Origin of the sequence: Marinobacter psychrophilus, from assembly GCF_001043175.1 — a bacterium.
Lineage (GTDB): Bacteria > Pseudomonadota > Gammaproteobacteria > Pseudomonadales > Oleiphilaceae > Marinobacter > Marinobacter psychrophilus.
This window is the reverse complement of sequence record NZ_CP011494.1, coordinates 1,619,239-1,636,018: the sequence shown is the minus strand read 5'-3', so window position 1 is coordinate 1,636,018 and position 16,780 is coordinate 1,619,239. Positions and strand designations below refer to the sequence as shown.

Annotated in this window: 13 protein-coding genes and 1 tRNA gene; 5 read left to right on the top strand and 9 right to left on the bottom strand. The window is 53.3% G+C overall.

The annotated features are described in order from the left end of the window. Positions 1–66 precede the first annotated feature (66 nt). The gene (gene rlmKL, locus ABA45_RS07250) at positions 67–2,274 is read right to left on the bottom strand and encodes a bifunctional 23S rRNA (guanine(2069)-N(7))-methyltransferase RlmK/23S rRNA (guanine(2445)-N(2))-methyltransferase RlmL (RefSeq protein WP_048384967.1); all 2,208 of its coding nucleotides are present in this window, start codon (positions 2,272–2,274) and stop codon (positions 67–69) included. A 321-nt stretch (positions 2,275–2,595) separates the two neighbouring features. Between rlmKL and rmf the strand changes: the two genes are divergently transcribed. Further along, complete coding sequence (rmf, locus tag ABA45_RS18455) at positions 2,596–2,808, top strand: ribosome modulation factor (protein ID WP_014870831.1); 213 nt, start codon at positions 2,596–2,598, stop codon at positions 2,806–2,808. Between the two features lie 222 nt (positions 2,809–3,030). Here the strand turns inward: rmf and ABA45_RS07245 are convergent, their stop codons facing one another. Continuing rightward, positions 3,031–4,050 (bottom strand): quinone-dependent dihydroorotate dehydrogenase, encoded by a 1,020-nt coding sequence (locus ABA45_RS07245; protein WP_048388774.1) that lies wholly within the window; start codon positions 4,048–4,050, stop codon positions 3,031–3,033. 539 nt (positions 4,051–4,589) lie between these two features. On the opposite strand from ABA45_RS07245, the gene ABA45_RS07240 reads away from it, so the two are divergent. Continuing rightward, a complete protein-coding gene (locus tag ABA45_RS07240) occupies positions 4,590–5,744 on the top strand; it encodes a cation diffusion facilitator family transporter (RefSeq protein WP_048384966.1) in 1,155 nt (384 codons plus the stop codon). Between the two features lie 29 nt (positions 5,745–5,773). Here the strand turns inward: ABA45_RS07240 and ABA45_RS07235 are convergent, their stop codons facing one another. Beyond that, entirely contained in the window at positions 5,774–7,264 is a 1,491-nt protein-coding gene (locus ABA45_RS07235; protein WP_048384965.1) for a RimK family protein, read from the bottom strand. Between the two features lie 214 nt (positions 7,265–7,478). On the opposite strand from ABA45_RS07235, the gene rimI reads away from it, so the two are divergent. Next, positions 7,479–8,597: a ribosomal protein S18-alanine N-acetyltransferase gene (rimI, locus tag ABA45_RS07230; RefSeq protein WP_048384964.1), complete on the top strand. Its 1,119-nt coding sequence runs from the start codon at positions 7,479–7,481 to the stop codon at positions 8,595–8,597. A 41-nt stretch (positions 8,598–8,638) separates the two neighbouring features. Here rimI and uvrB read toward each other — a convergent pair whose 3' ends face one another. Further along, a complete protein-coding gene (uvrB, locus tag ABA45_RS07225; RefSeq protein ID WP_048384963.1) occupies positions 8,639–10,708 on the bottom strand; it encodes an excinuclease ABC subunit UvrB in 2,070 nt (689 codons plus the stop codon). A 208-nt stretch (positions 10,709–10,916) separates the two neighbouring features. On the opposite strand from uvrB, the gene ABA45_RS07220 reads away from it, so the two are divergent. Both ABA45_RS07220 and ABA45_RS07215 read left to right on the top strand, forming a co-directional pair. Further along, positions 10,917–12,101, top strand: coding sequence for a pyridoxal phosphate-dependent aminotransferase (locus tag ABA45_RS07220; RefSeq protein ID WP_048384962.1), 1,185 nt, complete (start codon positions 10,917–10,919; stop codon positions 12,099–12,101). Positions 12,102–12,169: 68 nt separating this feature from the next. After that, a tRNA-Asn gene (locus ABA45_RS07215) sits at positions 12,170–12,245 on the top strand. 85 nt (positions 12,246–12,330) lie between these two features. Here ABA45_RS07215 and pyrF read toward each other — a convergent pair. The 5 genes from pyrF to rpsA all read right to left on the bottom strand — a co-directional run bounded on the left by pyrF (position 12,331) and on the right by rpsA (position 16,744). Continuing rightward, positions 12,331–13,041 carry an orotidine-5'-phosphate decarboxylase gene (gene pyrF, locus ABA45_RS07210; RefSeq protein WP_048384961.1) on the bottom strand — a complete coding sequence of 237 codons (711 nt, stop codon included), beginning with the start codon at positions 13,039–13,041 and terminating at the stop codon, positions 12,331–12,333. Between the two features lie 53 nt (positions 13,042–13,094). Continuing rightward, positions 13,095–14,261, bottom strand: a complete 1,167-nt coding sequence (gene lapB, locus ABA45_RS07205; RefSeq protein WP_048384959.1) for a lipopolysaccharide assembly protein LapB — start codon at positions 14,259–14,261, stop codon at positions 13,095–13,097. After that, positions 14,261–14,563, bottom strand: a complete 303-nt coding sequence (locus ABA45_RS07200; RefSeq protein ID WP_048384957.1) for a LapA family protein — start codon at positions 14,561–14,563, stop codon at positions 14,261–14,263. The genes lapB and ABA45_RS07200 overlap by 1 nt, the downstream gene beginning before the upstream one ends. Positions 14,564–14,622: 59 nt before the next feature. Continuing rightward, positions 14,623–14,919 (bottom strand): integration host factor subunit beta, encoded by a 297-nt coding sequence (locus ABA45_RS07195; RefSeq protein ID WP_014870821.1) that lies wholly within the window; start codon positions 14,917–14,919, stop codon positions 14,623–14,625. A 130-nt stretch (positions 14,920–15,049) separates the two neighbouring features. Continuing rightward, positions 15,050–16,744 carry a 30S ribosomal protein S1 gene (rpsA, locus tag ABA45_RS07190; protein WP_048384955.1) on the bottom strand — a complete coding sequence of 565 codons (1,695 nt, stop codon included), beginning with the start codon at positions 16,742–16,744 and terminating at the stop codon, positions 15,050–15,052. Between the last annotated feature and the right edge of the window lie 36 nt (positions 16,745–16,780).

Sequence of the window (16,780 nt, the reverse complement as noted above, 5' to 3'; positions counted from 1 at the left end):
TCCTGATCTTGATCCTCAAGGGACAGATTTCAAATCTATCCCTTGTCTGGCCCTGCCCCCTCAGCCTTAGCCAACGTAGAAGGCGCTCTTATCTCGCGCTTGCAGCGGGTGACGTATGTTCCAGCAGCGGTGAATACGCGGGTTGCGCTGAAAATCCTTGTCGATGGTGCTTTTGCTGATCTCCTCAACCGCAAACTCCGCGCTGACTTCGTCGTCTAGCTTAAAACGGCGGAAGTTGTTGGAAAATACCAGCAAGCCATCATTGGTCAAACGCTGCATGGCCTGGCGAATCAGCTTGGCGTGATCTTTCTGAATATCCAGAACCCCAATCATTTTCGCCGAGTTGGAGAAAGTGGGTGGGTCCATAAAAATCAAATCAAAACGCTGGTCAGGCTTGGGCTTGCTTGCCAGCCAGGCCAGACAATCTACCGCGTCCACCTGATGCTTTTGCGGATCAGCGTGGTTCAGTTCCAGGTTATCTTTAGCCCAGCTGACGTAGGTGTGTGACATATCCAGGCTCAGAGAGCGGCTGGCACCACCAGCAATCGCGTGTACCGTGGCCGCGCCGGTGTAACAGAACAGATTCAGAAAGCGTTTGCCACGGGCATTCTGCTGAATCCACTGGCGCAGCGGGCGGTGGTCTAGAAACAAACCGGTATCCAGGTAGTCTTTCAAATTCACTTTTAACGTACAGCCGTGTTCCTGTATCTGGGAAAACTCGCCGCTGGCCGCCTGCTTTTCATACTGATTGGTGCCGGTTTGACGCAAGCGCTGCTTGCACACCAAGCGATCACGCGGAATACCCAGCGCTTCGGGGATCACCGCCAGGGCTTCTGACAGACGCTCACGAGCAGCACGCTCGTCGATGGTCTTGGGCGCCATGTATTCCTGCACGTGCACCCAGTCATTGTAGATATCAATCGCCAATGCGTATTCCGGCATGTCGGCGTCATACAGGCGGTAACAGCTGATGTTCTGTTTGCGTGCCCACTGACCAATGCTTTTAACGTTCTTTTTCAAGCGGTTCGCCAGCATGGCGGCGCGTTCTTCGTTGGCAATGCGCGGTAGAATTTCACCCGGCGCTGCCGGATCTTTCGGAATACGCGCGCTGGCCTCATCTACCGTGAACAGCAGCAGCTGGGCCGGCAGCTTACCGTTGAACAGCTTGTACTGTTTGAAACTGCGCAGGCCAATGGATTTGCCGAATTCCGGCGCTCCGGTAAACACTCCCAGGCGCCAGTTCGGCGTTACCCGTTTTACCGCCGCGCCCAAGGCCTGATAAATTTCTGCCAGTGACTTGCGCTCACTCAGACGCTCACCGTAAGGAGGGTTAGTCACTACCAAGCCCTGTTCGGCCCAGTCACCGTTGAGTTCAAGCTCTTGCAGCGGTATTTCTGTGAGCTCAATAATGCTATCTAGCCCTGCCCTCTGCAGGTTGTTGCGTGCCGTTGACAAGACCCGGCGATCTTCGTCAAAGCCGGCAATGCGGGGTATGCGACCTTGTTTGCCAGCATGGGCACGGCGTTCCACTTCCTGGCGTAGCGACATCCACAGCTCAGCATCGTGGCCGAGCCATTTTTCGAAACCAAAACCGTCCTGACGGCGGCCCGGCGCAATGTCCAGAGCCATCAGCGCAGCTTCAATCAACAGCGTGCCGGAGCCGCACATTGGGTCAATAAAATCACCGCCGGCGGCGACTGTTTCGGGCCAGCCAGACCGAATCAGCAGCGCAGCTGCCAAATTTTCCTTCAGCGGCGCCCGGCCCTGCTCTTCGCGATAGCCGCGCTGATGAAGGCTGTGCCCACTCAAATCAATACCCAACGTTAACAGGCCGCGGTGCAAGCGCGCCGACACAATCACATCGGGCGTTTTGCCCTCCACCGCCGGGCGCTTACCTCCGTTGGCCGTGAAGCGATCGACAATGCCGTCTTTCACCCGTTGTGCGCCATACTGGGTATTGCGAATAGCTTCGTTCTCGCCAATAAAATTCACTTTGAAGCTGCCGCTAGCCGCAATGTGTTGCTGCCAATCCAGATGCACCACGCCGTCATACAACTCGTCGTCGCTGGTTGCGGCGACTTCCGCCACATGCAAGATGACTCGGTTCGCCAGGCGTGACCACATGCAAGTACGGTACCCCCCTTCCAACGTGCCCTCCACCCACACACCAGCAGGCGCGTGGCGAACCAGGCTTAGACCGAAGCCGTCCAGCTCGTCCGCCAGCAAATATTCAACGCCTTTCGGGCAGGTTACAAAAAAGAGAGGTAGGGACAAGTTGAACTCCTGGTTTTATCGGGACGGCTAAGTTTCTGGAATTGGGCTCATTAACCACTTTAGGGCTAATTTTTATGCGTATAGCGTCTAAAAAATAGACTTTTTAGCTCGAAATAGTGTTGTACTTTAACAGTCAGTTCGGCATACCTTGTACTTGACGCGTCGTTTCGGGGCAATTGCCCCCAGTAACAGGATCCTGACTGCTCTGGTGTGAGCTGGCAATAGTGGGTTGTAGCGAAAATCATTTCGCCACTATGTTTGTCACTGCCTCGGCAGAATGTGTACACGCTTGTTTCTGTTAATCCATCAGTGAGGAACGGCATGAAAAGACAGAAAAGAGACATGGTCGCTCGAGCATTCAAGCGGGGTTATCTCGCAGGAGTGTCCGGTAAATCGAAAGATAGCTGTCCCATTGAACAAGCTGAAGTCCGTCAAGAATGGCTGAATGGGTGGCGAGAAGGCCGCACAGATCAATGGGATGGTTTGACCGGTGTCTCTGGCATCCATCGATTAGCCACCGTCACCACTGCGTGATGGACGTAGTGGTGAAGTTTATCATTAACGACATTACTAAATTAAGCTCGGTGGTTGTACGCAACCCACTAATCGGAGCAATCTGAAAACTGGATGAGTAGTCGATAAAACCGAACGGGGCCACCCGCCCCGTAAAATCGCGGTAAACCGCCGGGGACTGTAGTTCCCCATAAAGGGCTCGCTTAGCGGGCCCTTTTTTATGAATAACATGTGGGCATTTCCTCAACCCAGCGCTTTTATCGCCGCTGCCGCTTCGCCAATCAGCCCAGGACCCCTATATATAAAGCCGGTATAGATTTGCACCAATTTGGCACCCGCCTGAATTTTCTCCGCCGCGCTGGCACCATCAGTAATTCCGCCCACACCGATAATCGGCAGCCGTTCACCCAACTCGGCGTACAGTCCGCGAATGACGCGCAATGAGGGTTCGCGTACCGGCGCACCGCTTAAGCCACCGGCTTCGTTACAGTGCTTGTGGCCAACCACGACGTCACGATTAATCGTTGTGTTGGTCGCAATTACCCCATCCAGTCCACTTTCCAACAGCGCCGTTGCGACAAACCTAATGTCAGCGTCGTCCATATCAGGCGCAATTTTCACCGCGATGGGCACATAACGTCCATGCTCTTTTTGGCAACTGAGTTGTTCATCTTTTACAGCGGTCAACAACTGCTTCAGCGAGTCACCAAATTGCAGATCCCGCAGGCCTGGTGTATTGGGCGATGAAACGTTGACCGCAATATAGTCAGCGCGGCTATACACGGCGGTGATGCACTTGCGGTAATCCAGCGCCGAGTCTTGGTCTGGAGTATTTTTATTCTTACCTACATTGACACCCAGTACCCCGCGAAATTTTCGGCGGTCTACCTGGGCCAGTAAACGCTCCAGGCCTTGGTTATTAAAACCCATGCGGTTAATAATGGCCTGATGTTCGGACAAGCGAAACATACGGGGTTCGGGGTTGCCGGGCTGAGCCAGGGGCGTGACCGTGCCCACTTCAATAAAACCAAAGCCGAGATCGCCCAAAGCGTCCATATGATCGGCGTTTTTATCCAGCCCCGCCGCCAATCCCACCGGATTGGGAAACTCCAGACCCATCACCGTTACCGGGTGTGCAGGCACATTCGGCGCCAAATACTTCAGCACGCCCAGGCGGTGGGCCACATCCAGCCCTTTCAAGCTAAGATTGTGCGCCCGCTCTGGCGGCAATTTGAACAGCAGGTTGCGAATCATCCCGTACATCAAAACACCCTCAAGGATACCCTTACAAATACGCTCAAAAATAATCTCAAACACACGCGCCAAGATACACGCTAAAATCCGTGTGGGGAGTATACCGGAAGTTTTCCACAGCATCCTGCGCGGTTAGGGCGCGGTTCGAGTTTCGTCGTAACTCATTGTCTGGTTGGCTCCACTCAGGCTTGTCCACGGAATCTGTGGATAACTCTGTTGAAAATGCCGGTTTAACGCGTTCCACGCCTTGCAAGCAGTGCTCGGCTACTAATTGCTCACTTTTTGATCAGTTAAAATTTCCTTTATTTTCAGAAACCTATATACTTAGTAATCGACCGGTTTTTAAAATAACAAGCCATATTGGCTGTCAATCGGCTTACACTCTTGTACATAAAATCAGCAGAAAAAACACTTTTCCTGATCTATATACGTAATAACACGACAACTCTTTGCCCACATCTGAAAGACCTCGCTACCCTTCGCTGGTTTATTCCGGCTGACCGACAAGGCTTGATTTGCATTGTTAAACGCGCTCTGGAGCATTTGCTATGGAACACACGACACCGGCACCCGCTGACAGATACGCCAATCTGGACAAGGAAAAACAAGCCGCCAGCCGGGTTACCGTGATTGGCATGGTGCTGGACGCGATCTTGGGGCTGTTCAAGATGGTGGTAGGCACCTTGTTCCATTCTCACGCGCTGGTAGTGGATGGCATTCACTCGTTCACGGACGTGGCCTCTGACCTGATGGTATTGGGTGTGATGCGGATATCTCGACAGGCACCGGATGAAGATCATCCCTACGGCCACCAACGCATTGAGACGTTTGGCACTTTGTTAATGGGCAGCCTGCTAATTGCAGTTGGCGCCGCCCTGGCCTGGGAAAACGTGCAACGGCTATTCACAGACGACCTAACCTTCACGCCTGGCTGGCCGGTGCTGGTTGTGGCGCTGCTGTCGGTGGTGGGCAAAGAATGGATTTTTCGCTACACCCGTAAGGTGGGCGAGGAGATACGTTCAGATCTGATCATTGCCAACGCCTGGCATAGCCGTACTGATGCTTTCTCATCAGGTATTGTGGTGCTGTCTACTATTGGCGCCATGCTGGGCTATTTGTGGCTGGATACCCTGGCAGCGGTTGTTGTGGCAGGTATTATCATCCATGTGGGTTGGAGCTTTGGCTGGAGTTCTATGAAAGAACTGGTCGACACAGGCCTTTCTGTTGAAGACACCGAGCGATTGCTTGCCATTGCCAGTGATATCGACGGCGTTCGTGATGTGCACGAACTGCGCAGCAGGCGCATGGGCGACGATATCCTATTGGATGTGCATTTAGTGGTACGCCCGGACGTGAGCGTGTCCGAAGGGCACCAAGTAGGTATGCGCGTGGTAGGCGCTATGCGCAAAGAACTGGGCAACATTCGTGACATCAACTTCCATATTGATGCGGAAGACGATGAAAGCTACCACCCAACGTCGGCATTGATGCCCTCTCGCAAAATCATTCAAGAGGCCATAAACCAGATCACGCCTGAAGCGCCTACTGGCAATCGGATGCGCCTGCACTACCTAAAAAACAAGGTGCATCTGGAGCTATTTCTAGACGGCAGCGAGGGCGATTTCGATAGCGCCGAGTTACGCACACAGCTAAGCGAGTTCCCTTGGTTTGGTAGCCTGAGGGTATGGCAGACTGCCGACTGAGCAGCAGCCTGTAAACGCTCTTTAACGGCTTAGCGGCGGCGGTTGGCTTCCATCCGCGACAGGAATTCCTGCATGATCAGGGTGTAAAGCTCACCGCCCAGGAACAGATCTTCCACCCCGGCGTCGATGCTGGGGTTGTCGTTCACCTCAATCACCGCTACCCGGTTACCAGACTGCTTGATGTCTACACCGTACAAGCCGTTACCAATCAGACGGGTTGCATTCAGCGCCGCCTGAATCACATTACGCGGCACCTCGTAGGTGGGCATGGTTTCAAAACCGCCGCTGTTGCTGCTGAATTCCGTGTGTTGGTAGATCTGCCAGTGCCCCTTCACCATCAGGTATTTGCAGGCGTAAATGGCACGCCCACCCAATACGCCAATGCGCCAATCGTAATCTGTGTAAAAATATTCCTGAGCCAGTACCAGCGCCGACTGCTTGAACAGTTCCCTCAAGCCTTCGCGCAGAGATTTCTCATCTTCGGCCTTGTTAACGCCGCGAGAAAAGGCACCGTCGGGTATTTTGATGACCACCGGGAAGCCCAACTCATTGATCACCTGCTCTACCGCGTCTTTCTGATCTTTCGACAGAATCAGAGTTTTTGGCGTGGGCACTTTGTTGTTTTTTAACAGGTCGGCCAAATACACCTTATTGGTGCAACGCAGAATCGACACCGGATCATCAATAACGACCAGCCCTTCCGCTTCGGCTTTGCGGGCAAAGCGGTAGGTGTGATGGTCAATAGCGGTGGTTTCGCGAATAAACAGACCGTCGTACTCTGGGATGCGCATGTAATCGCGACGGGTGATCTGCTCTACGTTAATGCCCAGCTTGCGACCGGCTTTTTCAAAGCGTTTGAGGGCTTCTTTGTCACTGGGAGGCATTTCCTCATCCGGGTTCACCAGAATGGCCAGATCAAAACGATAGTTTCGGCGGGCACGGGGCTTGCGCCACACCATACCGCTGAAACGATCCAGCGAGCTGGCAAACACGTCTTGCTCCTGTTCCTGCAAATCTACCGGCGCAGCCGGCTTCATGGATTCGATTTGCCAGGTTTTACGGCGCTTGAACACCACTTCCAGAATCGGACACGGGAGGCGATCAAACAGCGCACGCGCGACCGGTTTTAATTCCGGCTGGGACGACTCGCCAAAATACGTGCGTATGCGCACTTCCTTCGCTGAATGAGAATTCTCCGCTGTAGGCACAATGGCCGCATCCAACCATTGAATCACGCTGGCGTCCAGTTGTTCCAGCTGCAACGAAAACAGGCCTTTGCGGCTCAGGTCGTTCAGCGTAATCACCGAAGGCACCACGTTGTGGCCACGGGCTTCTGCAAGCAGAGAACAATAATAGCCACGACTGAGGTAGCGGGCACTCTGGCACAGGTTAATCACTCGCACCCGGCTCGAAGCTGGCGCAGCGAATTGCAGGTACTGATCAAAAGTCAGTACGTCGGTACTCGGGTAATACGGCGCCCAGTCTTTGGCACGATCTACCACAATCAACAATCGAGACATATTTAGGCGCTACTTTTAAAAGACGGCATCCAGCGGATGGCATCGGTAAATTTTCGCAACAATACGCGGCAATTCAGTACGCTACAATCATCATATGATCGGTGCTTTTACGCATACCTACAATGCTTGCGCCCGCGCCGCGCAAGCCCATAATACGCCAATACGGGAAGCGTATGCGCATGCCCTTGTGTACGTCTGTTCAGGCCACTGATTTATGTCTTCAATTGTGCTTCGCCAGGCCGTCAGTGACGATCTTGACGCCCTTTTTGCCTTGGAGCATCGCTGTTTCAATGAAGACCGGATTTCTCGCCGCAGCTTTCGCCGTTTTCTGGAAATGCCGCGGGACCGGTTACTACTGGCCAGCGACGGCGACACCCTGTTGGGTTATTGCCTGGTATTGATGAGCGCGGCAACTCGTCTGGCGCGCATTTATTCCATTGCCGTCAACCCTGGATCTCGTGGTAAAGGTATCGGTGAAAAGCTGGTTCAAATGGCTGAGACCGAGGCGGCGGACGCGGGGCGCATTGTAATGCGCCTGGAAGTAAGAGAAGACAACCCCGGCGCCATTGCGCTTTATAAACGTTTGGGCTATCGCCAATTTGGCAGCTATCGCGATTATTACGAAGATCACGGTAACGCCCTCCGCTTTGAACGCCGAATTCTGTTTTACAAGCCGCACGCACAATTCCCGCCGATACCCTATTACCCGCAAACCACCGAATTTACCTGTGGCCCCGCAGCGTTGATTATGGCGATGGCGGCGCTGAACCAACAACAGTCACTAACGACCCTGGAAGAACTCAAAATCTGGCGTGAAGCCACCACCATTTTCATGCTCTCTGGCCACGGCGGCTGCGGCCCCCACGGCTTGGCACTAGCGGCTTGGCAAAGAGGCTTTGAGGCCAGCGCATGGATCAGCAATGAAGGCGCACTGTTTAAAGACACGGTGCGTAACGACGATAAAAAACGGGTGCTGGAGCTGGTACACGAAGGCTTTATGCACGACCTCAGCCAAACCGGCATTGAACTCCATCACGACCCGCTGACCCTGACGGGGCTAGAGCAAGCGCTGCTGGACGGGCGCATTCCACTGATTCTGATCAGCACCTGGCAGCTAAACCGCAGCCGTGTACCTCACTGGGTAACCGTGTGCGCCATGGACGACCAGTTTGTGTATCTGCACGATCCAGAGATTGATGTAGATGAGGGGGAAACCGTGGCCGACAAGCAATACCTGCCCATCGACCGCCGGGTGTTCAGCAAGATTTCTCGTTATGGCAGCAATCAGCCGTTGCAAGCCGCGGTGATTGTGGGGCCAAAACGCGCTGTTTAACGAAAGCGTCAGCTAACGAAAACATCCGCCTGCTGCTGCGGTTATCCGGTACGCAGCGACGCTTCTTTTAATTCGGAAATATCATCACGCAATCGCGCTGCCGTCTCAAAATCCAGATCGGCCGCGGCCTTGTACATTTCGTCTTCCAATCGCGACATTTCCTTGAGCACTGCCTGCGGCGACTTATTGCCCACCAGAGCACGGTAATGTTCGGCTTCATCTGCGGCCTGCTGACCCGGGCGCTTCGATTTGTTGCGGCCACGGCCACCACTGCTGGCGCCCTCCATGACGTCGGCAATTTTTTTGGTCAAGCCTTGGGGCGTAATGCCGTTTATTTCGTTGTGCTCAGCCTGTTTAGCGCGCCGGCGCGCCGTTTCATCAATCGCCCGTTGCATGGAGCCAGTAATGCGGTCGCCGTACAAAATCGCCTTGCCATTGATGTTACGAGCGGCGCGGCCAATGGTCTGAATTAGCGAACGCTCGGAACGCAAGAAGCCTTCCTTATCTGCATCCAGAATGGTCACCAACGACACCTCCGGCATATCCAGTCCTTCACGCAGCAGGTTAATGCCCACCAGCACATCAAATTCGCCACGGCGTAAATCACGGATTATCTCCACACGCTCGACCGTGTCGATATCCGAGTGCAAATAGCGCACGCGGATATCATGCTCCATCAAAAAATCGGTGAGATCTTCTGACATACGCTTGGTGAGTGTGGTTACCAGCACCCGCTCGTTGACCGCCACCCTCGCGTGAATTTGTGATATCAGATCGTCAACCTGTGTTGACGCTGGCCGTACTTCAATTTCTGGATCAAGCAGGCCAGTCGGACGAACAACTTGCTCAACAACTTGACCCTGATGCTCGGCTTCGTAGTTACCGGGGGTAGCCGACACAAAAATCATCTGCGGCGCAATGCGCTCCCACTCTTCAAAGCGCATGGGGCGGTTGTCCAGAGCCGACGGCAAGCGAAAACCGTATTCCACAAGAGTTTCCTTGCGCGAGCGATCGCCTTTATACATGGCGCCGATCTGCGGAATACTGGCGTGGGACTCGTCCACCACCAGTAAAGCGTTCGCCGGCAGGTAGTCAAATAATGTGGGCGGCGGCTCACCAGGGGGCCGGCCCGACAGATAGCGAGAGTAGTTTTCGATGCCGTTGCAGTAACCCAGTTCCTGCATCATCTCCATGTCATAACGAGTGCGTTCTTCCAGGCGCTGGGCTTCGACCAAGCGATTGTTGTCGCGCAACTGCGTCAGACGCTGGTCTAGCTCCACCCGAATATGCTCGATAGCGTCCAACACGTTTTGTCGCGGCGTTACATAGTGCGACTTTGGATACACCGTCACTCGTGGCACACGCCGTAGCATCTCGCCGGTCAGCGGATCGAAAAAGCTCAAATTTTCTACCACGTCGTCAAACAGTTCGATGCGGATGGCTTCTTTTTCCGATTCTGCCGGAAACACGTCGATCACATCGCCGCGCACACGGTAATTCGCCCGATGGAATTCGATATCGTTACGGGTGTACTGCAATTCAGCCAAACGTTTCAAAATAAGGCGTTGATCCATCTGATCACCGCGATCCAGATGCAACATCATCTTTTTGTACGACTGCGGATCGCCCAGACCGTAAATGGCCGATACTGTCGCCACAATGATTGCATCCGGGCGCTCTAGCAGAGCTTTTGTCGCCGACAGCCGCATCTGCTCGATGTGTTCGTTGATGGAGGCGTCTTTTTCAATAAACGTGTCGGATGACGGCACGTAAGCCTCTGGCTGGTAATAATCGTAATAAGACACGAAATACTCGACCGCGTTATTCGGGAAAAATTCGCGGAATTCGCCATACAGCTGGGCTGCCAGAGTCTTGTTGTGGGCCATCACGATGGTGGGCCGCTGAATCTGCTGGATGACATTGGCAATGGTGAAGGTTTTACCGGAACCGGTCACCCCCAGCAGGGTCTGGTGGGCCAGCCCGGATTCGATACCATCTACCAAGGCGGCTATGGCTTTAGGCTGATCACCGGCCGGAAGGTAGGGTGAGTGCACCTGAAAAGCGCCCTCACCCACATTGGGTTGTTCAACGTTTTCAAAGCTGTTGACCATAACCTGAGAAAATCCTCGATGGCTCTGTAAGCCGTGGAAATTGGAACTATCTTACCGAAATATAGTGCGTAGATAGTACATAGAAATTTAGTGTTACGCCGGCTTCGTGCTAATATCTCCCTGATCGACGGCTGGAGGAGGTTCAGCCAGCGCAGCTGACTCCGGCCGATCACAGCCCTTTTCAGATGCAGCTTTAAGGAGCGCAAGTTTGGACCTTCAACTTTCTAGCCGTGTGCAGTCAATCAAGCCCTCACCCACTCTAGCAGTCACTAACATAGCAGCAGAACTTCGTGCTGCAGGCCAAGACATTATTGGCCTTGGCGCTGGTGAGCCAGACTTCGATACGCCAGATCACATCAAGGCGGCTGCAATTGAGGCTATTCATAACGGCCAGACAAAATACACCGCGGTCGACGGTACTCCAGCGTTGAAAAAGGCAATTATTGCCAAATTCAAACGCGACAACGGTCTAAATTACGAAGCGAACCAGATACTGGTATCAAGTGGTGGCAAACAAAGCTTTTTCAACCTTGCCCTGGCCGTTCTGAACGCCGGCGACGAAGCCATTATTCCTGCGCCTTACTGGGTATCTTACCCGGACATGGTGCTGGTAGCCGAAGGCAAGCCGGTCATTTTGAAAAGCACCGCGGAAACCCGCTTCAAGATCACCCCACAGCAACTGGAAGGCGCGATCACTGATCGCACCCGACTTTTCGTCATCAATAGCCCGTCTAATCCCAGCGGCATGGCGTACACCCTCGAGGAATTGCAAGCGTTGGGCGATGTACTGAAAAAGTACCCGCACGTAATGATTGCCACCGACGATATGTACGAGCCAATTATTTGGACGGGTAAGCCTTTTTGTAACATTCTAAACGCCACCCCGGAATTGTACGACCGTACCTTTGTCTTGAACGGCGTGTCTAAAGCGTATGCCATGACCGGCTGGCGCATCGGTTATGCCGCAGGCCCGGCCAAAGTTATTGGCGCGATGAAGAAGATTCAGTCGCAAAGCACGTCTAACCCGGCGTCTATCTCACAGGCAGCTGCGCAAGCGGCACTCGATGGTAGTCAGGACTGCGTGCAGACCATGGTGACGGCATTCCATAAGCGTCACGATTACCTGGTGGAAGCCCTGAACACCTTGCCCGGCGTTGAGTGCCTGAGGGGCGACGGTACTTTTTACGCATTCCCGAGCTTTCAGGGCGCGATTGATGCCGATAGCAGCGTAAGCAATGATGTGGAGTTCGCGGAAAAGCTTTTAAAAGAAGCAGGCGTAGCGCTTGTTCCTGGCTCAGCATTTGGAATGCCAGGGCACATGCGATTGAGTTTTGCCACCAGTCAGGAAATTCTGACGAACGCGATTGAACGGCTGAAGAAAGCTCTGGGATAATTTCCCCAGAGGGGGTTGACGAGGCGAGGCGGCATGACTAGTATACGCGCTTCGTCTTACGACGATGTTCCCTGATAGCTCAGTTGGTAGAGCAACGGACTGTTAATCCGTTTGTCGCTGGTTCGAGCCCAGCTCGGGGAGCCACTATTTAAAAACCCGCTAATTCTTTGGATTAGCGGGTTTTTTTTGTTCTGGTGTTTGCCGTGGTAGCGCCAGAAAAAACCGCGAACTACAAGCCCACCACCTCAGCATAGATCGCTTCCAAAGCAGCCAGAGGATCAGCAGCCTGGGTGATGGGGCGGCCGATTACCAAATAGTCGGAGCCAGCTTTTAAGGCCGCCGCGGGGGTCATGATGCGTTGCTGGTCGCCTTTGTCGGCGCTGGCCGGGCGGATACCAGGGGTAATTAACTGAAAGGCTGTACCCTGCTCTACTTTTAGCTTGGGGGCTTCTTGCGCTGAGCAGACTACGCCGTCCAGGCCGCAGTTTTTGGTCAGAGTGGCCAGGCGCGACACATGCTCTTCGGCAGAAACACTGATGCCAATGCCGCTGAGGTCGTGTTCCGTCATGCTGGTCAGTACGGTGACTGCAATCAGCAGCGGCTTGTCGGTGCCAAAGCGTTCCAGGCGTTCGCGGCAGGCGGTCATCATTTTTTCGCCACCGGAGGCGTGCACGTTCACCATCCACACACCCAAGTCCGCCGCAGCGGCAACCGCACCCGCGGCAGTGTTGGGAATGTCATGAAATTTCAAATCCAGAAACACCTCGAAGCCACGCTGCTGAAGCTTGCGAACTAAAGCTGGGCCGCTGCTGGTGAACAACTCTTTACCCACTTTCAGGCGACATTTTTCTGGATTCAGCTGACCGGCCAAAGCTAGTGCCGGTTGATCAGAGGGGAAATCGAGGGCAACGATGATGGGGGATGCTTGGGAGCCTTGCACGCTAGGGTTCCTGACGTAAAGTGAATGGATGTAGTCTATGGGGGATCGCTGGTTTATTCTGCGTCTACGCCCTGAATTGGGCGAACGGTTTCCCATTGACGACAGCTTGGGCACAGCCAGTGCAACTGCTGGCCGTCAAAACCGCAGTTTACGCAGCGGTAGACAGAGCGGTTGTGCAGTATCAATTCGCCAATACGGCTGACCAAACGGCCTTCATCGGTGGTCATGCCCTTTTCGTATCCGGCCATTTCAACCAGCTGCAATAGGCCGCGTACGCTAGGGCGGACTTCCAATTCGCCACGAAGCAGAGCAATAGCTGCCTGGCGGCCGGAGCGGCGCTCTACCGATTCTACCAGCGCCAGCAACAAGCTGGTGCTGGGGTAGCTTTCATAAAGTTTGCGCAACTTGCGACCGAGCTTGCCAACATCGCCATGTTCGCGTTCCAGCTTCATCAGCTGGTCGATGGCTTCCGGGCCGAAGTCAGGGTTCTGCTCGAACACTTTGAGTGCCATGGTGCCGGCTTCGCGGAAGCTACCCTGACGAGTCAGCAATTTCATCAGTATCAAAGTGCCACGCACGCAAGAGCGGTCGAATTCCAACGCTTCTTTGGCCAAGCGCTGAGCGCTCCAACGGTCATCTTTGCGCAATGCTTGTTCAGATTTTTCGCAGGTCAGATAAGCCAGAATTTTAAACATCGCAGGGTCTGCGTCACCACGGGTGAGCGTGTGAGCTACCTGAGAAGCTTTACCCCATTCACGCTCGCGTTCGTACAGATCAATCAGCTGGATTGCGGCACTACGGCCGTATTCACGATCGCCCATTAGCTGCTGCAATAACGTCTCTGCACGATCGAGCAAACCGGCATTGAGGTAGTCCAGAGCCAGCTCGAGGGTCACTTGAGGAGAATAACGGGCAGGAAGCTCAGGGCGGTCGAGCAAATTCTGATGAATCAGAATAGCGCGGTCTGTTTCGCCTTTGTTGCGGAAATGGCTGCCAATGGATAAATGCAGGCTGACGGTGTCGCGGTTGACCGCCAGTGACTGAACAAAATTATCAACGGCTTGGTCGGAGTAGTTGGTGAACAGAAATTGCAAACGGTCACGCACCATTTCTTCATCTGCTATTACCTCATTGCGGTTGCGCGAACCCCCGAAGCGGCCAACAGCCCAACCAACCGCAACTGCTGTGCTAACCAGCAGCCACTGAAAAATCATATCCATTAAACCGTCCGGTCGTTCTGGGCCCGCTCTTTTTCCAGTGTTTGTTCAGTACGTTCAAGCTTTTTCTGCAGGGATCGCCGCGACACCTTGGCCTTTACCGTAGCCAGTGTGGCCATCAGAACACCCACCACAGCGCCAATCACAAAGGCCAGGATTATCCACATCGCTACGCCATGGGGGCGGGTTTCAAAAATCAGAAAATTCAGCGGAACGGCCATCTGATTGTTCAATGAGAACACCAGTGCTAACAGAACCAGCACTAGTACCAACAGAACGATCAGGATTTTCTGTAATCCCGCCATAACAATAGAACTCCTGAAGGCCATTCAAGCCCGATTGAGAAACGGCACCCAACGCAAAATCAGAAACCCTGTTTCAAGCTCTCGTTGACCTGTTCGCGCAGTTCTTTGCCGGGTTTGAAGTGGGGCACAAATTTTGCCGGTAACTGTACTGCTTCACCGGATTTCGGGTTACGCCCTACTCGCGCGGCACGATGGTGGAGGGAAAAACTGCCAAAACCGCGAATTTCGATGCGCTGGCCATCTGCCAGAGATCGAGACATGTGTTCGATGATGGTTTTTACCGCCAGTTCCACGTCTTTTACCGACAACTGCGTCTGCTTTGAAGCAATTAACTCAACCAGTTCCGACTTTGTCATGAGGCATTGCCCTCTTGCGTTTTTATTCGGTTAATAAACTACCTTACCATGACTATAGTTTAGCCACACCGAAAAAAAACACAAAAAAAACGGGCTCTTAGAGCCCGTTTTTTTTAACACAACTCAGAAATTAATCCTTGTTGGCGTTCTGCTGCTGCATCTGTTCCTTGATGAGATCACCAATGGTGGTCGCACCGGAGGCGCTTTCTACAGTCTTGGTACGCACTGTATCCAGAGCCTGCTTGTCGTCTTCAACGTCTTTCGACTTGACGGACAGGTTGATAATGCGGTTTTTGCGATCAATGCTGATGATCTTAGCTTCAACTTCTTCGCCTTCCTTCAACGCGTTGCGTGCATCTTCAACACGATCACGGCTGATTTCGGAAGCCTTTAGAATTGCTTCAACTTCATCGCTCAGGGTAATAGTAGCTGCCTTGGCATCGACGGCAGAAACAATACCTTTAACGATAGAGCCTTTGTCATTCAACTGAACGAACTCCGCAAACGGATCGCTTTCCAGCTGTTTGATACCCAGAGAGATACGCTCGCGCTCGGGATCTACAGACAGGATAACGGTGTCAACTTCGTCGCCCTTCTTGTATTCACGTACGGCTTCTTCGCCAGTCTCGTTCCAGCTGATGTCAGACAAGTGAACCAGACCGTCGATGCCACCATCCAAACCGATGAAGATACCAAAGTCAGTGATTGACTTGATCTTACCGGAGATTTTGTCGCCCTTGTTGAAGTTGCCAGAGAAGTCTTCCCATGGGTTGGATACACACTGCTTGATACCCAAGGAAATACGACGACGCTCTTCATCGATATCCAGAATCATCACACCCACTTCGTCGCCAACCTGGACAACTTTAGAAGGATGGATGTTTTTGTTGGTCCAATCCATTTCAGACACGTGAACCAGACCTTCAACGCCTTCTTCCAGCTCAGCAAAACAGCCGTAATCGGTCAGGTTGGTAACGCGTGCTGTGACCCTGCTACCTTCTGGGTAGCGAGCCTTGATTTCAACCCAGGGATCTTCACCCAGCTGCTTCAGACCCAGTGATACGCGGTTGCGCTCACGGTCAAATTTCAGAACCTTGACATTGATTTCATCGCCAACGTTCACGATTTCGCTCGGATGCTTGATGCGCTTCCAGGCCATATCGGTAATGTGCAGCAGGCCGTCAACACCGCCCAGATCTACGAACGCGCCGTAGTCGGTCAGGTTCTTGACGATACCCTTAATTGTCAGACCTTCGGTCAGGGTTTCCAGCAGAGCTTCGCGCTCGGCGCTGTTTTCAGCTTCCAGAACGGCACGACGTGAAACAACCACGTTGTTGCGCTTCTGGTCGAGCTTGATAACCTTGAATTCCAGTTCTTTATTCTCGAGGTGCGCGGTGTCGCGAACCGGACGAACGTCTACCAGGGAGCCCGGCAGGAACGCACGAATGCCAGCCAGATCAACGGTGAAACCACCCTTAACCTTGCCGTTAATAATACCTTTAACTACTTCTTCCGCTGCGAAGGACTTTTCAAGCACTGTCCAGGCTTCTGCACGCTTGGCCTTTTCGCGGGATAGGCGGGTTTCGCCAAAACCATCTTCAACTGCTTCAAGGGCCACGTCTACAACGTCGCCTATGACTACTTCCATCTCGCCTTTTTCATTCAGGAACTGGGAGGCGGGGATAACGCCTTCGGACTTCAGTCCGGCGTTAACGGTGACCCAGTCGCTATCGATATCAACAACGGTTCCCTGGACGATGGAACCTGGCTGCATATCAATTTCTTTTAGGCTTTCTTCAAAAAGATCCGCAAAGCTCTCGCTCATTATGAGTCCTATATGTTCAACGCAAGTATCTCGTGC

Excerpts from the sequence above, each read along its gene's own strand:
- rmf (WP_014870831.1), top strand. The coding sequence starts at position 2,596 with ATGAAAAGACAGAAAAGAGACATGGTCGCTCGAGCATTCAAGCGGGGT.
- ABA45_RS07245 (WP_048388774.1), bottom strand. The coding sequence starts at position 4,050 with ATGTACGGGATGATTCGCAACCTGCTGTTCAAATTGCCGCCAGAGCGG.
- ABA45_RS07240 (WP_048384966.1), top strand. The coding sequence starts at position 4,590 with ATGGAACACACGACACCGGCACCCGCTGACAGATACGCCAATCTGGAC.
- ABA45_RS07235 (WP_048384965.1), bottom strand. The coding sequence starts at position 7,264 with ATGTCTCGATTGTTGATTGTGGTAGATCGTGCCAAAGACTGGGCGCCG.
- rimI (WP_048384964.1), top strand. The coding sequence starts at position 7,479 with ATGTCTTCAATTGTGCTTCGCCAGGCCGTCAGTGACGATCTTGACGCC.
- uvrB (WP_048384963.1), bottom strand. The coding sequence starts at position 10,708 with ATGGTCAACAGCTTTGAAAACGTTGAACAACCCAATGTGGGTGAGGGC.
- lapB (WP_048384959.1), bottom strand. The coding sequence starts at position 14,261 with ATGGATATGATTTTTCAGTGGCTGCTGGTTAGCACAGCAGTTGCGGTT.
- ABA45_RS07200 (WP_048384957.1), bottom strand. The coding sequence starts at position 14,563 with ATGGCGGGATTACAGAAAATCCTGATCGTTCTGTTGGTACTAGTGCTG.
- ABA45_RS07195 (WP_014870821.1), bottom strand. The coding sequence starts at position 14,919 with ATGACAAAGTCGGAACTGGTTGAGTTAATTGCTTCAAAGCAGACGCAG.
- rpsA (WP_048384955.1), bottom strand. The coding sequence starts at position 16,744 with ATGAGCGAGAGCTTTGCGGATCTTTTTGAAGAAAGCCTAAAAGAAATT.